At 57.6% G+C, this 17,407-nt stretch carries 14 protein-coding genes and 1 pseudogene; 2 read left to right on the top strand and 13 right to left on the bottom strand.

Features of this window, described 5'->3' with window-relative positions; all coding sequences use genetic code 11:
• Nucleotides 1-12 precede the first annotated feature (12 nt).
• The 12 genes and pseudogenes from wzyE to trxA all read right to left on the bottom strand — a co-directional run bounded on the left by wzyE (nt 13) and on the right by trxA (nt 12,405).
• On the bottom strand, nt 13-1,356 hold the full coding sequence (wzyE, locus tag AC6I7A_RS00705; RefSeq protein WP_058958101.1) for an ECA oligosaccharide polymerase: 1,344 nt from the start codon (nt 1,354-1,356) through the stop codon (nt 13-15).
• Nucleotides 1,353-2,420 carry a TDP-N-acetylfucosamine:lipid II N-acetylfucosaminyltransferase gene (gene wecF, locus AC6I7A_RS00700; RefSeq protein ID WP_058958102.1) on the bottom strand — a complete coding sequence of 356 codons (1,068 nt, stop codon included), beginning with the start codon at nt 2,418-2,420 and terminating at the stop codon, nt 1,353-1,355. Before wecF ends, wzyE begins: the two co-directional genes overlap by 4 nt.
• Nucleotides 2,417-3,667 carry a lipid III flippase WzxE gene (wzxE, locus tag AC6I7A_RS00695; protein WP_058958103.1) on the bottom strand — a complete coding sequence of 417 codons (1,251 nt, stop codon included), beginning with the start codon at nt 3,665-3,667 and terminating at the stop codon, nt 2,417-2,419. The genes wecF and wzxE overlap by 4 nt, the downstream gene beginning before the upstream one ends.
• The gene (gene rffA, locus AC6I7A_RS00690) at nt 3,667-4,797 is read right to left on the bottom strand and encodes a dTDP-4-amino-4,6-dideoxygalactose transaminase (RefSeq protein ID WP_009088429.1); all 1,131 of its coding nucleotides are present in this window, start codon (nt 4,795-4,797) and stop codon (nt 3,667-3,669) included. Before rffA ends, wzxE begins: the two co-directional genes overlap by 1 nt.
• Nucleotides 4,784-5,491: a dTDP-4-amino-4,6-dideoxy-D-galactose acyltransferase gene (gene rffC, locus AC6I7A_RS00685; protein WP_009088428.1), complete on the bottom strand. Its 708-nt coding sequence runs from the start codon at nt 5,489-5,491 to the stop codon at nt 4,784-4,786. Before rffC ends, rffA begins: the two co-directional genes overlap by 14 nt.
• Nucleotides 5,469-5,591, bottom strand: a pseudogene (locus AC6I7A_RS00680) (glucose-1-phosphate thymidylyltransferase 2 RmlA2); the annotation flags it as partial. The pseudogene AC6I7A_RS00680 and the gene rffC, both read right to left, overlap by 23 nt.
• A 33-nt stretch (nt 5,592-5,624) precedes the next feature.
• Nucleotides 5,625-6,884: a UDP-N-acetyl-D-mannosamine dehydrogenase gene (gene wecC / locus AC6I7A_RS00675; RefSeq protein WP_058958104.1), complete on the bottom strand. Its 1,260-nt coding sequence runs from the start codon at nt 6,882-6,884 to the stop codon at nt 5,625-5,627.
• Nucleotides 6,881-8,011, bottom strand: a complete 1,131-nt coding sequence (gene wecB, locus AC6I7A_RS00670; protein WP_009088424.1) for a non-hydrolyzing UDP-N-acetylglucosamine 2-epimerase — start codon at nt 8,009-8,011, stop codon at nt 6,881-6,883. The genes wecC and wecB overlap by 4 nt, the downstream gene beginning before the upstream one ends.
• A gap of 10 nt (nt 8,012-8,021) precedes the next feature.
• The gene (gene wzzE / locus AC6I7A_RS00665) at nt 8,022-9,071 is read right to left on the bottom strand and encodes an ECA polysaccharide chain length modulation protein (protein ID WP_058958105.1); all 1,050 of its coding nucleotides are present in this window, start codon (nt 9,069-9,071) and stop codon (nt 8,022-8,024) included.
• 30 nt (nt 9,072-9,101) lie between these two features.
• Nucleotides 9,102-10,181 carry a UDP-N-acetylglucosamine--undecaprenyl-phosphate N-acetylglucosaminephosphotransferase gene (gene wecA, locus AC6I7A_RS00660; protein ID WP_033736131.1) on the bottom strand — a complete coding sequence of 360 codons (1,080 nt, stop codon included), beginning with the start codon at nt 10,179-10,181 and terminating at the stop codon, nt 9,102-9,104.
• 280 nt (nt 10,182-10,461) lie between these two features.
• Nucleotides 10,462-11,721, bottom strand: a complete 1,260-nt coding sequence (rho, locus tag AC6I7A_RS00655; protein ID WP_003851960.1) for a transcription termination factor Rho — start codon at nt 11,719-11,721, stop codon at nt 10,462-10,464.
• 351 nt (nt 11,722-12,072) lie between these two features.
• Entirely contained in the window at nt 12,073-12,405 is a 333-nt protein-coding gene (gene trxA / locus AC6I7A_RS00650; protein ID WP_003851963.1) for a thioredoxin TrxA, read from the bottom strand.
• A 117-nt stretch (nt 12,406-12,522) separates the two neighbouring features.
• Here trxA and rhlB point away from each other — a divergent pair, with 117 nt between their 5' ends.
• Nucleotides 12,523-13,815 (top strand): ATP-dependent RNA helicase RhlB, encoded by a 1,293-nt coding sequence (rhlB, locus tag AC6I7A_RS00645; protein WP_009088417.1) that lies wholly within the window; start codon nt 12,523-12,525, stop codon nt 13,813-13,815.
• A 6-nt stretch (nt 13,816-13,821) separates the two neighbouring features.
• Nucleotides 13,822-15,306 (top strand): guanosine-5'-triphosphate,3'-diphosphate diphosphatase, encoded by a 1,485-nt coding sequence (gppA, locus tag AC6I7A_RS00640; protein ID WP_009088415.1) that lies wholly within the window; start codon nt 13,822-13,824, stop codon nt 15,304-15,306.
• 46 nt (nt 15,307-15,352) lie between these two features.
• On the opposite strand, the gene rep is transcribed toward gppA, so the two are convergent.
• Complete coding sequence (rep, locus tag AC6I7A_RS00635; protein ID WP_058958107.1) at nt 15,353-17,374, bottom strand: DNA helicase Rep; 2,022 nt, start codon at nt 17,372-17,374, stop codon at nt 15,353-15,355.
• Between the last annotated feature and the right edge of the window lie 33 nt (nt 17,375-17,407).

Raw genomic sequence — 17,407 nt, 5'->3', positions numbered from 1 at the left:
CCCAGAGGTTAATCAGAGCGGGCTGTGTAGCACCCGTCCACTGCGGTCGCGAATTAAACCTGCGCGATCCAGTAACCAGAAAAGTAATTTAGCCAGGCCCAGACAGGCAGCAAAAATGATGCAGAAAAACACCACGCGTGAACCGAAGGCATCCAGCCCTTCGCGTGCCAGCACGATCATGTTAAAGACCGCACCAAAACAGAAGCTTTGCAGGATAGCACCGCTGTAGCGGTTGGCCTCACGGCAGCCACGCTGGTAGATCGCATCAAAGGCTTTAATAATCATCCCCACCGCCACGGCACCGATCGGAATCGCCCAGACGCCGCCCATGACCACCAGCGAGCCGATCAGCGTCGGGGAAATGGCCAGGCCCGAATGGTTATCCAGCACTTCCCAGGTGAAGTAGTTCGCGCTGTTCAGCACGGTCAGCGGCCGATCCGGCCACAGCCAGGTGGGAATAAACACGTAGAAATCGCGCCACAGCGGTGCCAGCCCCTGAAACTCTATTCTGGCGTAGTTATCCAGCAGCAGGGCCAGATTCTCCCACGGTGAGAACGTATCCCGCGTCAGATAAAGGAAGGTGTAAAACGCCTCATCGCCCATAACGTCCAGGTTATAGCGGCGCAGCGCCAGCCAGAACATTCCTGCGATAGCCATCACCCCTGCCGTTGCCAGCATCCAGAGGGTGATCCAGCCGCGCGTAATACCGATAAACAGGAATAGCGCAAACGCAATAATGATATTGGCGCGAGTCCCGCCCACCAGCGCGTAGGTCAGCAGGCCAAAGGCCACCGTCACCACCAGAAACAGCAGCCAGTTGCGACGCGTCGGACGCAGGAAATAGGGGATCAGCATCGCCGGAATAAAGAAATAGAAGAAGCGCTTCAGCGCCACGCCCGACACTTCGCTGGAAAAGATCTGGTTATAGGCCGTCAGGCGGAACAGCAGAAAACCGTTGTGAATAAAGAACACCGTAACGGTGCCCAGCGCCACCAGCGCCAGAATCACACAGGTCAGGTGGGTTTCGACCCGGTTCATCTGCAGCCAGGGCTTTGCAGGCGGTGCATTGGCCGGCTTCAGCCGCACCTTATAACTGACGTAATAGATGGCATAAAACGCCGTGGCCGAGAGCAGCGCCTCCAGCAGGTTTTCCACCGGCACCACCTCAACATGAAACCGGAACACCAGCAGGGAAGTCAGCGGAAAGCCGAAGTAGAAGGTCAGTAAAAACAGCAGCGTGAAAAAGAGGTGGAAGTTAAAACGGACACGCTTAAACTCCCGCCAGGTCAGGGTCAGAATGAAACCCAGCGACAGCAGATAGACCACCAGCAGGCCGCCAAACTGCATAAGACTCATGACTTTTCCCCTTCGCTGAGCTGTAACGCTGCCCGCCAGCCTGCCAGATAACCGGGAGCGAAAAAGGCGATCGCCGCTTTATCACAGGTCATAAGCTGGCGACGCGCCTCGGCGATAACAGCAGGCGACAGCGTATCTTCGCTGAACAGGACCGGCAACTGCTGCTCTGCCACATCGCGCCAGAATGGATTTTTGCGGGTCAGCACAAACGGCACGTTCGCCTGGATCAGCAGGCAGAGTGTGCCTACCCCCTGCTGACGTTCAAACATAAAATAGCCGACGTGGCAGCGCGCCAGCAGGGCCAGATAGGCTTCAAACGCCAGATTTTCACGTATCAGGTTCACCTGCCCCTGCGGGAACAGCGTATCCGCTGCGGCCTGAATCTGGCTGATATAAGCCTCATTGCCCGGCGGATAACCCAGCGGCACCTCAATACGCACCTGCTCACCAAACTGCGCGTGAATCGCTTTTAAACCTTCAATATGGCGGTTACTGGGATCGCCCGAGTTGCCCAGCAGCAGCGTGAACGGTTCCGTCGGTTCAGCCTGCACGGCGGCGGCAGGCATTCGGGTCGGGAAATAGAGCAGTGATCCCGGCACCCGGCGATGACGCTGCTGAAAGTGGTGCAGATCCCCACGGGTGGCAAAAACCTGTGCCACCCGTCCCTGAGCTAACCGGCGAATGTGATAGAACAGGCGGAATTTCAGGCTGCGTGAGTCTTCATAAAGATCGGCTCCCCAGACATGCCAGAACAGCTGTGAGCGGCGCAGCTTACCGCTAAGCAGTGCCAGCCAGATCCACGGGTTAAACTGGCCGTGACAGAAGAAACGCTGCTGACGATTTTTTGCCCGCTGCACTACCGCCTGCGCCAGCGCTTTCTTGCTGGCAAAGCACTCGATCCGTAACGCTGTGAAGGGGGCCAGACTCTCGGGCTGCCCGGTCACCACCATAAAATGGCGTGGCGAAGCCGCAGGCTGCTCAACGCTGAGAACGTCGTTGAAAAAACGCAGCACCGTGAGGTTGTGGTGGGGAATATCCGATCCCAGAACGTGAATTAAACTCATTTTTTCCGACAGTAAACAATAAAAGCGCCACAACACAGGGCAAAGTAAGCCATGTAGGTCAGCATATAGGCCTGTGCGGCCCCCGTTGCGCCATGTAACGGGATCAGCCAGCGTGAGAACAGGGTCAGTAACAGAAACTGGCTGATCTCAGTCAGAACATAAAAGCGCAGCGAGGCTTTGGCGATAACCAGATATCCGAAAACATAGGCGCCAACTTTAAAAACATCGCCACACAGTTGCCAGACAAAGAGATCGCGCATCCCGCGAAAGGCTTCGGAGAAAAGCAGGCTGATGGCGAAATCGCGCAGTACCCAGACAGCGAGGCTGGCGACGGCCACGGCTGGCAGCACAAAGCGCAGTGCCCGGCCAATCTCCCGCGCGATGTCGCGCTTGTCATCGAGCCGTGCCAGGGTCGGCAACAGCCAGACGCTGAAGGTGGCGGTAATAAACTGCAGATAGGCATCGGAAATGCTGGTCACGCCCTGCCACAGGCCGACCTGCGCCCAGCCCTGCTGCTCTGCCAGCAGGTTACGCATCAGCACCCAGGCCACCGGCAGGGTTACCGCCGTGATCAGCGCCATCAGGGTATATTTCGCCAGATTGCGCGCCAGCTCAGGATGCCATTGCGGACGCAGCCAGCTCAGCGGCAGCGGCGCGCGGCGTTTCAGCATCACCAGTGCCGGCAGCAGCAGCAGGGCCGGCACCAGCGCCAGGCCGGTCAGTGCGCCCTGATAGCCACCCAGCCACCAGCAGACCAGATAGCCCATGACCCCAATCAGGCTGCCAGCGATCAGCGCCAGCGCATTGCCGCGCGCGTCGCGATACCCCTTCAGCAGCGCCAGCGTAAAGTTGGCCCAGGCGATGCCGAGCTGAAGGAAAGCGACCACGCGGATAACGCCCTGATAGCGGTCATGACCAAACAGCGCCGTGCTGATCGGGGCCGCCGCCAGCAGAAACAGCAGCGCCAGCGCGCCGGAAAAGCCCAGCACCATGGCCGACGCCGTACCCACCAGCGCCCGTAGCTGGCCGGGCTGCTGCTGATACTGCGCCACATACGTGGTGACACCGTTGAAGATGCCCGCCCCGGCCAGTACACCCAGCACGGTAATCAGCTGACGAAAGTTCCCCGCCTGCCCCACACCTTCAGGACCGAAGCTGACCGCCAGCAGCTTTACCACCAGCAGACCAGACACAATTTTTACCAGCGTGGACGACGCGGTCCACACTGAGGCTCTGGCTAATGACATCAGGAAAAGAAGCTCAGCAGTGAGCTGATAACCGTGCTCTGATTATTATCTGACAGGTTATAAAACAGCGGCAGGCGCAGCAGGCGTTCGCTTTCCGCTGTGGTAAAGCGATCCTCCCCGACAAACTGCGAGAAACGCTCACCGGCAGGCGAACTGTGCAGCGGAATATAGTGGAACACCGTCAGTATCTCGGCTTCCTTCATCCAGTTAATCAGCGCCTGACGATCATCCTGATCGCGCAGCTTGATGTAGAACATATGGGCATTATGTTCGCAGCTGGCAGGGATCACGGGCAGGTCAATGCGTCCCTGTGCCGCCAGTGGCTGAAGCGCCTCATAATAACGCTGCCAGATACGTAAACGTTGCTGGTTAATGCGTTCAGCCGCTTCCAGCTGTGCCCAGAGGTAGGCCGCCTGCAGATCGGCCATCAGGAAGCTCGACCCCATATCGCGCCAGGTGTATTTATCGACCTGACCGCGGAAGAACTGGCTGCGGTTCGTGCCCTTTTCCCGCACGATTTCGGCGCGCTCGACCAGACTGGCGTCGTTAATCAGGGTTGCCCCCCCTTCGCCACCCGCCGTGTAGTTCTTGGTTTCATGAAAGCTGAAGCAGCCGATATGACCGATGGTACCCAGCGCACGGCCTTTGTAGCGTGACATCACACCCTGCGCCGCATCTTCGATGACAAACAGCTTATGTTTTGCCGCCAGCGCCATGATGGTGTCCATTTCACAGGCGACGCCTGCGTAGTGCACCGGGACAATGGCACGGGTTTTTTCTGTGATGGCCGCTTCAATCAGGGTCTCATCAATATTCATGGTGTCCGGGCGGACATCGACAAAGACAATACGCGCGCCGCGCAGCACAAAGGCATTGGCGGTAGAGACAAAGGTGTAGCTCGGCATAATCACTTCATCGCCAGGCTGCAGATCGATAAGCAGTGCCGCCATCTCCAGCGAAGCGGTGCAGGAGGGGGTCAGCAGCACTTTTTTACTGCCGAAACGCTGCTCCATCCACTGCTGGCAGCGGCGGGTAAAGCCGCCGTCGCCGCACAGCTTGCCGCTGCTCATCGCCGACTGCATATACTCAATTTCTGTGCCCACCACGGGCGGCGCATTAAATGGAATCATGACCTTTCCTGTAAAACCAGTAGGCGGTGCTGTCGAGCCGGGCACCGCTGCGTAAATAGAGGCGCATCGCCGTAAGATTGCTGAGCTGAGTCGCCACCCGAAGCTGCGCGAGCTGCCTGACCCGCGCCCAGTCCGCCGCCGCCAGCATCAGTCGCTGACCCAGCCCCTGTCCCTGTGCGTCGGGCAGGACGCCGAGCAGGCCGATGCGGGCATCGCCCTCCACCGCACGCAGCGAAACAAAGCCCTGCACTCCACCCGCGGCATCGCAGGCGACCAGGCACTGATCGTCAAACGCCCCGCGCACCGCATTTTCAATCCACTGCGCATAAAAGCGACCGCTGGCGTCCGGCGCATACCAGGGCGCACGAAAGCGGCTCTGACTGAAGAGCTGCGACGCGGCGTCACGCAGAGAGGGGATCTGTGCCTCACGCGCAATGCGAATGCCCGCCTGCCGTTCCGTCTGGTCAATCGCCAGCGTCAGATCGGCCTCACCCTCCACCAGCTGGAACTGATGCTGCTGCAGCGTATCGATCAGCGCCGTTTCACCCGCAGCGACTTTCATCTGCATCAGTGCACAGGGATGGCGCAGCGCCTGCTCCAGCGGGGTGTCGCCTTGCAGCTCCAGCCGCACCGTCTCAACACCGAAGAATGCGCTCTCCCAGCTGAGGGGATTAATATTGACGTGGACGGGCATGTAATAAATCCAGCAGGTATTGGCCGTAGCCGGTTTTCGTCAACGCGTCACCCGCGGCGCGCAGCTGTTCGTCACTCAGCCAGCCGTTACGCCAGGCAACCGCACATGTCAGTTATTTAAACGCTAAAACGCCTCATCGCCACACACCTTTGGTGTCGACAATCCATTGCTGCTGTACCTGAGCGGCATCGATGGCGCGGAAGGCGCGATGATCCACCAGCATCACCAGAATATCGGCCTGGGCCAGCGCCTGCTCGCCCGGGACCAGCTCAGCTTTGCCTGCCAGCGCGTCAGCGATCTGCGCAATGTGAGGCTCAACCACCCAGGTTGTGCCGCGGTGCCACTCCGCAATCTTCTGCGCCACGCCCACCGCCGGGCTTTCGCGCAGATCGTCAATATTGGGTTTAAAAGCCAGTCCGAAGCAGGCGATGGTGATATCGCTGGCGCGCTTGCCGGTCTGGGTCAGGCACTCCGCCAGCGCGGTTTTTACCTGGTCCAGCACCCACTGCGGCTTGGCATCATTGACCTCGCGCGCGGTGCGGATCAGACGGGCTAGTTCGGGATTCTGCGCCACGATGAACCAGGGATCGACGGCGATACAGTGTCCCCCGACGCCCGGCCCTGGCTGCAGAATGTTGACGCGCGGATGGCGATTCGCCAGCGCAATCAGCTCCCAGACGTTGATCCCCTGATCGGCGCAAATCAGCGACAGCTCATTGGCAAAGGCGATGTTCACATCGCGGAAGCTGTTCTCAGTCAGCTTGCACATCTCGGCGGTGCGGGCGTTGGTTTCCACACACTCGCCTTTCAGGAAAATGCGATACAGCTCGCTGGCGCGGGCGGAACAGGCGGGTGTCATGCCGCCGATGACCCTGTCATTATTGATCAGTTCGACCATCACCTGACCCGGCAGTACGCGCTCCGGGCAGTAGGCGACGAAGACATCGGGCGTCTCACCGTGCTGCGGAAAACGCAGATCGGGACGCGCCGCCGCCAGCCAGTCGGCCATCTGTTCCGTGCTGCCAACCGGCGACGTCGACTCCAGAATCACCAGGTCGCCCTTCTTCAGCACAGGAGCTATCGACTCTGCGGCGGCTTTCACAAAGCGCAGGTCGGGCTGATGGTCATCTTTGAACGGAGTCGGCACGGCAATAAGAAAGGCGTCCGCAGGCTCAGGCTGGGTGGTGGCACGCAGGTCGCCACGCGTGACGGCAGCATGTACCACCTGATCTAAATCGGGCTCCACGATGTGGATCGCGCCACGGTTGATGGTTTCTACGGCGCGCGCGTTGATATCCACGCCCACCACTTTTTTTCCCTTTGAGGCAAAAACGGCTGCCGTCGGCAGCCCAATGTATCCCAGTCCAATCACGGAGATGGTTTCAAAACTCATAATTCGGCTCGGTTATCTTTTAAGGCTTGTAAAATACGACCGCAGGCTTTGCCATCGCCATAAGGATTATGGGCATGACTCATCGCCTGCCAGGCCTCATCGTCGCTCAGCAGTTCGCTCACGCTGGCCACGATAGTGGCGACATCGGTTCCTACCAGTTTCACGGTGCCGGCATCGACCGCTTCCGGCCGCTCGGTAGTGTCGCGCATCACCAGCACCGGTTTACCCAGCGACGGCGCCTCTTCCTGGATACCGCCGGAGTCGGTGAGGATTAACCAGGCGCGGTTCATCAGCCAGACAAAAGGCAGATACTCCTGCGGTTCGATCAGAATAATATTTTCAATGCCGCTGAGTATCCGGTTAACCGGTTCGCTGACATTGGGATTGAGGTGCACCGGATAGACAATCTGCGCTTCCGGATGCTGGCGGGCAATCTGCGCCAGCGCGCTGCAGATCCGTTCAAACCCGCCGCCAAAGCTTTCACGACGATGACCGGTGACCAGCACCAGTTTCTTCTCCGGATCGAGAAACGGATAGCGCGCGGCCAGCTGCGCATTCAGATTGGTGTCATCCAGCACCCGATCACGTACCCACAGCAGTGCGTCAATAACCGTATTGCCGGTCACGATAATGCGTGAGTCGGCGAGATTTTCCTGCAGCAGATTCTGTCGCGAGCGCGAGGTCGGGGTGAAATGCAGGCGGGCGAGATGGCCGGTCAGCTTACGGTTGCCCTCTTCCGGCCACGGCGACGCGAGATCGCCGGTGCGCAGCCCGGCTTCCACATGGCCAACCGGAATCTGATGATAAAAGGCGGCCAGACTCGCCGCCAGCGTGGTGGTCGTGTCGCCGTGCACCAGCACGATGTCGGGCCGGAAGTCGAGCAGAACGGTTTTCATGCCCTCTAAGATGCGACAGGTGATCTCCGTCAGCCCCTGCTCAGGCCGCATGATGTTGAGATCGTAGTCCGGCTGCAGTCTGAACAGACGCAGCACCTGATCGAGCATTTCGCGATGCTGGGCGGTGACGCACAGCCGTGATTCAAACGCGGGATCCTGCGCCAGCGCCTGAACCAGCGGGGCCATTTTTATCGCTTCGGGGCGAGTACCAAATACGGTCAGAACTTTCACACTGTTTCTCTCAATCATGCGTGTCTGACATCAGACGCGGACGACGTGCCAGCGCCACGCCCGCGCCGGTTAATGCCCCAACGGCACCCCACATAATCATCATGAACAGACGTCGCGGGCTGTCACGTGATACCGGCTCTTCCGGCGTACGCAGATAACGGTAGGTCTGGAACTGGCTGTTCAGTCTGGGTCCGGTCTGCAGCGTGGCCAGCATCGCTCTGTTTTGATCATAGCTGATATCGAAGCTGGGACCGGTGGCACGCAGGGTTTCAAGCTGTCCCTGCAGCACGGGCTGGCCCAGCAGGAAGAGATCGCTGTCCGCCAGATTTTCACCCGCTTCGCGCGTCTGTTTCTCATTGATACCCTGCTGACTGGCGATCTTCAGCGCCTGCTCCAGACGGTGCTGCTGGCGCTGGAATACGGCGTTCGCCACATCTTCCTGACGTTTTACCTGCGCCTGCAACTGATCGGTGCGCGCCTGCCAGGCCCCTTTTAACTCATCATTCAGATGACGTGCGGCACGCTCGCTGGCGTAGGCAATATACTGACGCAGCAGGTTGTTGGCGTCGCCTGCGGTTTCCGCTTTGAGTCTGACGTTGTCCGGCAGGTTATGTGCCGCGTCCGCCGGGGTGAAGAGAATGTTGCCGATCATGTCGTCAAGCAGCGCGGCATCGTTGTGCGCGTTGCCGGTTTTACGACTCTTGTAGTAGTCGGTTTGCTGCCAGAACTCGCGACGCGTATCCCACGAGGCGAGCTGCATGACGAACTCCTGATAGACCTCATCCATCACCGTTGGCGAGGGCGCCGCCAGGGTTAACGCGTTGTTCCGCACATCCAGGTTGGTCAGAAACTGCTGCTGTGCATAGTAGGAGCCCAGCATATTCACCGTCGGACGATCGGTGATCGCCGTGGTGCTCCAGACCTGTTTCAGCAGCAGCGTCGCCAGCCAGGCGACCAGGGCAAACAGCAGGGCCAGCCCCACAATCCAGCGCTTGCCACGCCATAACCGGCAGCCTAAGCCGCGAAGATCCAGTTCGTTGTCCACAACGTCAGAAGGCATGGCAGAGATATCCTTTAATCAGCATCGGGTTCATTTATTTTTTGCTTCGCGATGATGGCTCAGACGGCGCTTGATGCGACGGATACGCCGCGCCACGCGCCATGCATGTTTCAGGCAGTAGCCATAAACCATGAACGCGCCCAGGAAAAGCAGCAGCATCACCCACTCAGGGATAAACGCCAGATACTCACCCAGCACCCCGATACCGGCGAGAATCGCGGCCGCGACGGTAATCAGCACAAAGGCCTGACGCGAGCTGAAGCCGGCGCGCATAATCAGATGGTGGATGTGCTGACGGTCAGCCGAGAACGGGCTCATGCCTTTGCGCAGACGGCGATACATGATCGCCACCATATCCATCAGGGGAATGGCGATGAGCCAGAGGGCGGTCACCGGCGTGATGGGGTGACTCAGACCCTGGGTGGTTTCCAGCAGAATCCAGATGATGGTGAAGCCGATCATGGTGCTGCCGGCGTCACCCATAAAGACTTTAAAGCGGCGGCCAAGAAAGCCCAGGTTGAGCAGAATATAGGGCAGCGTGGCGGCGATCATCGCAAAGCACCACATCGCCAGGCTGGTCTGCCCGTCGAAATAGAGGATGATGCCCATAGCGGCAAAGGTCACTGAGGAGAGGCCGCCCAGCAGACCGTCGATGCCATCCACCATATTAAAGGCGTTAATCGCGGCCCAGACGGCAAACAGCGTCAGCACATAGCCAAAGGGCCCCACGATCAGCTCGAACGGACCGACGATAAAGCCCAGACTCAGCAGATAGAGTTTAGCCCCCACCATCATGACGACCGCGACCAGCGCCTGAACCACCGCGCGGATTTTAACGCTGATATCAAAGCGATCGTCGAGCGCCCCGACCAGCACCAGCACACCGGCACAGCCCAGATAGAGCAGCGCGTGTGGCAGATAGTAGTTGGTAATCGCGAATGTGAAGCAGATCCCTGCGAACACGGAAATGCCGCCCACCAACGGAATCGCGCCATGATGGCGTTTACGTGAGTTAGGCTTATCAACTAAACCAATTTTTTTAGCTGCTTTTCGAGCAAAAAAGAGGAAAGCCAGTGAAAAGAGAAAAATTAAACCAAGCTCAGTACTCATAGTGAGTAAATTCACGTTAAACGCTCTCAGCTAACATCCCGCACAACAATACGCGAAAAAGCGCGTTTATCGCTGTGTCGGATTCCGAATTCTGCATCAAGAGACAGACGAACGGTCAAAAATTCGCCATCACTACCACAGTCATTATAAATGCTCCTGCCAGTGTTCAATCCTATAGCTCACAAATGAAAAACGCCACGTCGGGACGTGGCGTAAGGGCGATTTTCTGCGAATCTGGATTAAAAAAGCCGAATCAGTGGTCCGGCCTGGCCGTATCAGATTATGAACGCTTCATCATGTCGAAGAATTCATCGTTGGTTTTCGTCATCGCCAGTTTGTTGATGAGGAACTCCATTGCGTCGATTTCGCCCATCGGGTGAATGATCTTACGCAGGATCCACATCTTCTGCAGCTCTTCCTGAGAGGTAAGCAGCTCTTCTTTACGTGTACCGGAGCGGTTGTAGTCAATCGCCGGGAAGACACGTTTTTCAGCGATTTTACGGGCGAGATGCAGTTCCATGTTACCGGTACCTTTGAACTCTTCGTAAATCACTTCGTCCATCTTCGAACCGGTATCAACCAGCGCGGTGGCGATGATGGTCAGGCTGCCGCCCTCTTCCACGTTACGTGCAGCACCAAAGAAACGCTTTGGACGATGCAGGGCGTTGGCATCCACACCACCGGTCAGGACTTTACCTGACGCCGGCACCACGGTGTTATAAGCACGCGCCAGACGGGTGATGGAGTCGAGCAGGATGATGACATCTTTCTTGTGCTCAACCAGGCGCTTGGCTTTCTCGATGACCATTTCCGCAACCTGAACGTGGCGTGACGCCGGCTCATCGAAGGTTGAGGCAATGACTTCACCTTTGACCAGACGCTGCATCTCGGTCACTTCTTCCGGACGCTCATCGATCAGCAGTACCATCAGCACGCAGTCCGGGTAGTTATACGCCAGGCTCTGCGCGATGTTCTGCAGCAGCATGGTTTTACCGGCTTTCGGCGGTGCAACGATCAGACCACGCTGACCACGACCGATCGGTGACGCCAGATCCAGAACGCGGGCCGTTAAATCTTCCGTTGAACCATTACCCCGTTCCATACGCAGACGCTTGTTAGCGTGCAGCGGCGTAAGGTTTTCGAACAGAATCTTATTACGCGCGTTTTCCGGCTTGTCATAGTTAACTTCGTTAACTTTCAGCAGCGCAAAATAGCGTTCACCTTCTTTCGGTGGACGGATTTTGCCAGAGATGGTGTCACCAGTGCGGAGGTTGAAGCGGCGGATTTGGCTGGGGGAAACGTAGATATCATCAGGGCCGGCGAGGTAGGAGCTGTCTCCGGAACGGAGGAATCCAAATCCATCCTGAAGAATCTCCAGCACGCCATCACCGAAGATGTCTTCGCCGCTCTTCGCGTGCTGCTTCAGGATTGAAAAGATAATGTCCTGCTTGCGCATGCGAGCCTGATTTTCCAGCCCCATATTTTCGCCGAGAGTAATCAGCTCAGCAACCGGCGTATTCTTTAATTCGGTAAGATTCATAGTGATGGGTTCTTAAACTCGGGGTAATACTCGGAATGTTTGTCGTGAATGGTATGGCAACTAATCCATGCCGTTAATGGCTCTTTTCGGCTCTTCCCGACGATCATCGAATGGAATGGCGATCGGTATGCAGGGAGATGTCCGAATGTAATGCCAGAGTTGGAGCTAACCGTAAGATTGCTGAACCGTTCTATCTTTATAAGGTACAGGGCGAATGGGTTCAACAAGGGAAAACTTTAGATGCTAACTACAAGGTAAGTTCGTAATGCAGTGTGAGTAAATTAGCACGCCTGAAAGCGAACGTCCAGCAGCAGGAGATAAATTCACCACTGCCAGACATTCAGTCCTGCATTACGCCAGGTTGGCGTTCAGGAACTCTTTCAGCTGGCCTTTAGACAGCGCGCCCACTTTGGTCGCGGCGACTTCGCCATTTTTGAACAGCAGCAGCGTCGGGATACCACGAATGCCATACTTCGGTGCCGTGCCTGGGTTATCGTCAATATTCAGCTTAGCGATGGTCAGCTTGCCATCATACTCTTCTGCAACTTCATCAAGGATTGGCGCGATCATTTTGCAAGGACCACACCATTCAGCCCAGAAATCTACCAGTGTAACGCCGTCGGCTTTCAGCACGTCGGTGTCGAAACTGTCATCAGTCAGATGAACGATTTTATCGCTGCTCATGTTTTACTCCACAAGATTATGCCTGGCGAATTGGCGTAATATATACCAATGTTGGTTGACTTTATTTCATCGGATACGCTTTCGTAAAGCGATAGTAAGCTGATATTCTACCACACTATGAGCAAAACACACTTAACTGAACAGAAGTTTTCCGACTTCGCCCTGCACCCTAAAGTGGTTGAAGCCCTTGATAGTAAAGGCTTTCAATACTGCACGCCGATTCAGGCGTTAGCTCTGCCTTTTACGCTTTCAGGGCGTGATGTTGCAGGCCAGGCGCAAACCGGTACCGGCAAAACGATGGCGTTTCTGACGTCAACGTTTCATCATCTTCTCTCTTATCCTGCGGCGGAAGGTCGTCAGGTTAATCAGCCACGGGCACTTATTCTTGCGCCAACGCGTGAACTTGCTGTGCAGATTCATGCAGATGCCGAACCCCTTACCGCCTCAACCGGCCTGAAACTGGGTCTCGCCTATGGCGGAGACGGTTATGATAAACAGCTGAAAGTGCTGGAGCAGGGCGTAGATATTCTGGTGGCCACCACCGGTCGCCTGATCGACTACGCGAAGCAGAATCACGTTAACCTCGGTGCCATCCAGGTCATGGTGCTGGACGAAGCCGATCGCATGTTCGATCTCGGCTTTATTAAAGATATTCGCTGGCTGTTCCGCCGTATGCCGCCTGCCACGCAGCGCCTGAGCATGCTCTTCTCAGCAACGCTCTCTTATCGCGTTCGTGAACTGGCGTTCGAGCACATGAACAGCGCGGAATATGTTGAAGTGGAACCGGAACAGAAAACCGGCCATCGCATCCAGGAAGAGCTTTTCTATCCGTCTAACGAAGAGAAAATGCGCCTGCTGCAGACCCTGCTGGAAGAAGAGTGGCCGGATCGCGCCATTGTCTTCGCAAACACCAAGCACCGCTGTGAAGATATCTGGGGCCACCTGGCCGCTGATGGTCACCGCGTTGGCCTGCTGACCGGCGATGTGGCACAGAAGAAGCGCCTGCGCATTCTTGATGATTTCACCAAAGGGGACGTGGATATTCTGGTCGCGACTGACGTTGCTGCCCGTGGTCTGCACATCCCGGCGGTCACCCACGTCTTTAACTACGATCTGCCTGATGACTGTGAAGATTACGTTCACCGCATTGGCCGTACCGGTCGTGCAGGTGCCAGCGGTCACTCTATCAGCCTGGCCTGTGAAGAGTACGCGCTGAATCTGCCATCGATTGAAGAGTACATTGGCCACAGCATCCCGGTCAGCAAGTACAGCAGCGAAGCCCTGTTAACCGATTTACCGCCGCCTAAGCGTCTGCAGCGCAGCCGTTCCGGCAATGGCCCACGCCGTGGAGGCAATAACGCTAATCGTCGCGGTGCGCCACGCAACAACAACCGTAAACGTTCAGGTTAGGCCACCATGCTCAGCGCGTCGTCACTTTATGCAGCGATTGATTTAGGGTCTAACAGCTTTCATATGTTGGTGGTGCGCGAGGTCTCTGGCAGTATTCAGACCGTGGCAAAAATCAAGCGCAAGGTTCGCCTTGCCGCCGGTCTGGATGCCAGTAATCAGTTGTCAGCCGAAGCCATGGCGCGTGGCTGGCAATGCCTCCGGCTCTTCTCTGAGCAACTGCAGGATATTCCCCCCGATCAGATCCGCGTGGTGGCAACCGCCACGCTGCGTCTGGCCGCAAATGCGCAGACCTTCCTCGATACCGCCCAGCAGATTCTTGGCTGCACCATCAACGTCATCAGCGGTGAAGAAGAGGCGCGCCTGATTTATCAGGGCGTGGCTCACACCACGGGCGGCTCCGACCAGCGTCTGGTGGTCGATATCGGTGGCGGCAGTACCGAGCTGGCAACCGGCGATGGTTCGCACGCGTCGGTGTTGTTCAGTCTGTCGATGGGCTGTGTCACCTGGCTGGAGCGCTTCTTCAGCGATCGTCATCTGGCAAAAGAGAACTTTGACCAGGCGGAGCAGGCTGCCCGTGAGATGATCCAGCCTGTCGCCGCGCAGCTGCGTCAGCAGGGCTGGCAGGCCTGTGTCGGTGCGTCCGGCACGGTGCAGGCGCTGCAGGAGATTATGGTGGCGCAGGGCATGGATGAGCGCATCACGCTGAGCAAGCTGCAGCAGCTTAAGCAGCGCGCAATCCAGTGCGGCAAACTGGAAGAGCTTGAAATCGAAGGGCTGACGCTGGAACGGGCGCTGGTGTTTCCCAGCGGCCTGTCGATCCTGATCGCCATTTTCCAGACGCTCAGTATCGATAGCATGACCCTGGCGGGCGGCGCGCTGCGTGAAGGGCTGGTCTACGGCATGCTGCATCTGCCCGTCGACCGCGATATCCGCACCCGCACGCTTCACAACGTCCAGCGCCGGTTCAGCATTGATGTTGAACAGGCGGATCGTGTGCGTCAGCTGGCGGAGAGCTTCTTCCGTCAGGTTTCTACTTCATGGAAGCTGGATCAGCGCTGTCGTGAGCTGCTGCTCAGCGCCTGTGCGATCCACGAAATCGGCCTCAGCGTCGACTTCCGGCATGCGCCACAGCATGCGGCTTACCTGGTGCGTCATCTGGACCTGCCTGGCTTCACACCGGCACAGAAGAAGCTGCTGGCCTGCCTGCTGCAAAACCAGAGCGGCAGCATCGATCTGGCGCTGCTGACCCAGCAAAACGCCCTGCCGCCGCGTCTGGCGGAACGGATGTGCCGTCTGCTGCGGCTGGCGATTATTTTCTCGACCCGCCGCCGCGATGACACCCTGCCAGCGGTGCGACTCCAGGCGGACGATGATGCCCTGCATCTGACCCTGCCCGCTGGCTGGCTGGAAGCGCATCCGCTGCGCAGCGAGCTGCTGGAGCAGGAGAGCCACTATCAGTCCTATGTCCACTGGTTGTTAACCCTGTCGTAATACCTGCGTCTGAGGCGAATCGCCTTCGCCTCTCCGCCCGACGCGCTTACCCTTTTCTGGCTTTATCCAGCATCGCCCGCAGACCGGCAACCCGGCTCTGCCCGGTTTTCATCCGCTCCTCGGCACTGACCACTTTGCGCTCCGTCTCCCACTGCAGATCGTCCTGCGGCAGCTCCAGCAGAAAACGGCTCGGCTCCGGTCGCACCAGCTCACCATATTGCCGCCGTTCACGGCAGAGGGTAAAGGTCAGCTCTTTCTGTGCCCGCGTGATGCCGACGTAGGCCAGACGACGCTCCTCTTCGATATTGTTCTCATCAATGCTGCTCTGGTGCGGCAACAGCCCCTCCTCCATGCCCACCAGGAACACATAGGGGAACTCCAGCCCTTTGGAGGCGTGCAGCGTCATCAGCTGCACCTGATCCAGCTCTTCATCACTTTCACCGCGCTCCATCATGTCGCGCAGGGTAAAGCGCGTGACCACCTGGGCCAGCGTCATCGGCTCGTCGATATCGCTGCCCTCCAGCATTTCGGTCATCCACTGAAACAGCGTGTTGACGTTCTTCATCCGCATTTCTGCGGCTTTCGGACTGCCGGAGGTTTCGAACAGCCAGCTTTCGTAATCGATGCCGCGAATCAGATCGCGGACGGCGTTGACCGGCTCGCGTTCGGTCAGTTGGATGATCTCATTCAGCCAGTGAGTAAAGCGCTGCAGATGCTCCAGGCCACGTCCGTTGAGCGTCTGACCCAGCCCGACATCAAAACTGGCATGAAACAGGCTCTTGCTGCGCAGATTCGCCCATTCACCGAGCTTCTGCAGCGTCGCCGGACCAATCTCGCGACGCGGAGTGTTGACGATGCGCAGGAACGCGCTGTCATCCTCAGGGTTAGTCAGCACGCGCAGATAGGCGAGCAGATCTTTAATCTCCGGCCGTGAGAAGAACGAGGTGCCGCCAGAGATGCGATAGGGAATGCGGTTCTGCATCAGAAACTTTTCAAAGGTGCGTGACTGATGGTTACCCCGGTAGAGGATCGCGTAATCTTTGTACTGCGTTTTGTTGATAAAGTGATGCGCAATCAGTTCGCCGGTGACCCGCTCCGCTTCATGCTCTTCGCTGTTGGCAGTCACCACTTTGAGTTCGCTGCCCTGCCCCAGTTCGGAGAAGAGCCGCTTTTCAAAGACGTGCGGATTGTTGGCAATCAGGATGTTCGCCGCTTTCAGAATGCGCTGCGAGGAGCGGTAGTTCTGCTCCAGCTTCACCACCTCCAGCGCCGGAAAGTCCTGACTCAACAGCACCAGATTCTGAGGCCGCGCGCCGCGCCAGGAGTAGATCGACTGGTCATCATCACCCACCACCGTGAAGCGCGCCCGCGCGCCAACCAGCAGTTTAACCAGCTCATACTGGCTGGTGTTGGTATCCTGGTACTCATCCACCAGCAGATAGCGGATACGCTGCTGCCAGCGTTCGCGCACCTCCTGATTACGCTGCAGCAGCAGCGTCGGCAGCAGGATTAAATCGTCAAAATCGAGGACGTTGCACGATTTGAGATGCTGACTGTAGAGGCCATAGCAGTGGGCAAAAATATTCTCCTGCTGTGAACGCGCCTGCGCGGCCGCGCCCTGCGGATCGATCAGGTCATTTTTCCAGTTTGAGATGGTGGAGATGAGCTGCTGCAACAGCGTCTTATCCTCCTCCAGCCACTCTCTGGTCAGCTCTTTCAGCAGGGCGAGCTGATCCTGATCGTCGAACAGCGAGAAGTTAGACTTCATGCCCAGCGCCGCCGTTTCACGCTTGATGATCTCCAGGCCCAGCGTGTGGAAGGTGGAGATCAGCAGCCCGCGCGCCTCTTTGCGACCCAGCGTCTGCGCCACACGCTCTTTCATTTCGCGCGAGGCTTTATTGGTGAAGGTCACCGCAGCGATGTGTCGCGCCTGATAGCCGCACTCACGAATCAGATGGGCGATTTTATTGGTAATTACGCGGGTTTTGCCCGATCCCGCGCCCGCCAGTACCAGACAGGGACCGGTAACAAATTCGACGGCACGTTGTTGGCTGGGGTTTAAACGCATAGAAGAAATCGCCTGATTGAATCAAAAGAAAGG

The sequence above is a fragment of the Type-F symbiont of Plautia stali genome (assembly GCF_059731105.1).
The sequence above is the reverse complement of the archived record's forward strand: the minus strand, read 5'-3'. Positions and strand labels throughout refer to the sequence as shown.

Excerpts from the sequence above, each read along its gene's own strand:
- wzyE (WP_058958101.1), bottom strand. The coding sequence starts at position 1,356 with ATGAGTCTTATGCAGTTTGGCGGCCTGCTGGTGGTCTATCTGCTGTCG.
- wecF (WP_058958102.1), bottom strand. The coding sequence starts at position 2,420 with ATGAGTTTAATTCACGTTCTGGGATCGGATATTCCCCACCACAACCTC.
- wzxE (WP_058958103.1), bottom strand. The coding sequence starts at position 3,667 with ATGTCATTAGCCAGAGCCTCAGTGTGGACCGCGTCGTCCACGCTGGTA.
- rffA (WP_009088429.1), bottom strand. The coding sequence starts at position 4,797 with ATGATTCCATTTAATGCGCCGCCCGTGGTGGGCACAGAAATTGAGTAT.
- rffC (WP_009088428.1), bottom strand. The coding sequence starts at position 5,491 with ATGCCCGTCCACGTCAATATTAATCCCCTCAGCTGGGAGAGCGCATTC.
- wecC (WP_058958104.1), bottom strand. The coding sequence starts at position 6,884 with ATGAGTTTTGAAACCATCTCCGTGATTGGACTGGGATACATTGGGCTG.
- wzzE (WP_058958105.1), bottom strand. The coding sequence starts at position 9,071 with ATGCCTTCTGACGTTGTGGACAACGAACTGGATCTTCGCGGCTTAGGC.
- wecA (WP_033736131.1), bottom strand. The coding sequence starts at position 10,181 with ATGAGTACTGAGCTTGGTTTAATTTTTCTCTTTTCACTGGCTTTCCTC.
- rho (WP_003851960.1), bottom strand. The coding sequence starts at position 11,721 with ATGAATCTTACCGAATTAAAGAATACGCCGGTTGCTGAGCTGATTACT.
- trxA (WP_003851963.1), bottom strand. The coding sequence starts at position 12,405 with ATGAGCAGCGATAAAATCGTTCATCTGACTGATGACAGTTTCGACACC.
- rhlB (WP_009088417.1), top strand. The coding sequence starts at position 12,523 with ATGAGCAAAACACACTTAACTGAACAGAAGTTTTCCGACTTCGCCCTG.
- gppA (WP_009088415.1), top strand. The coding sequence starts at position 13,822 with ATGCTCAGCGCGTCGTCACTTTATGCAGCGATTGATTTAGGGTCTAAC.
- rep (WP_058958107.1), bottom strand. The coding sequence starts at position 17,374 with ATGCGTTTAAACCCCAGCCAACAACGTGCCGTCGAATTTGTTACCGGT.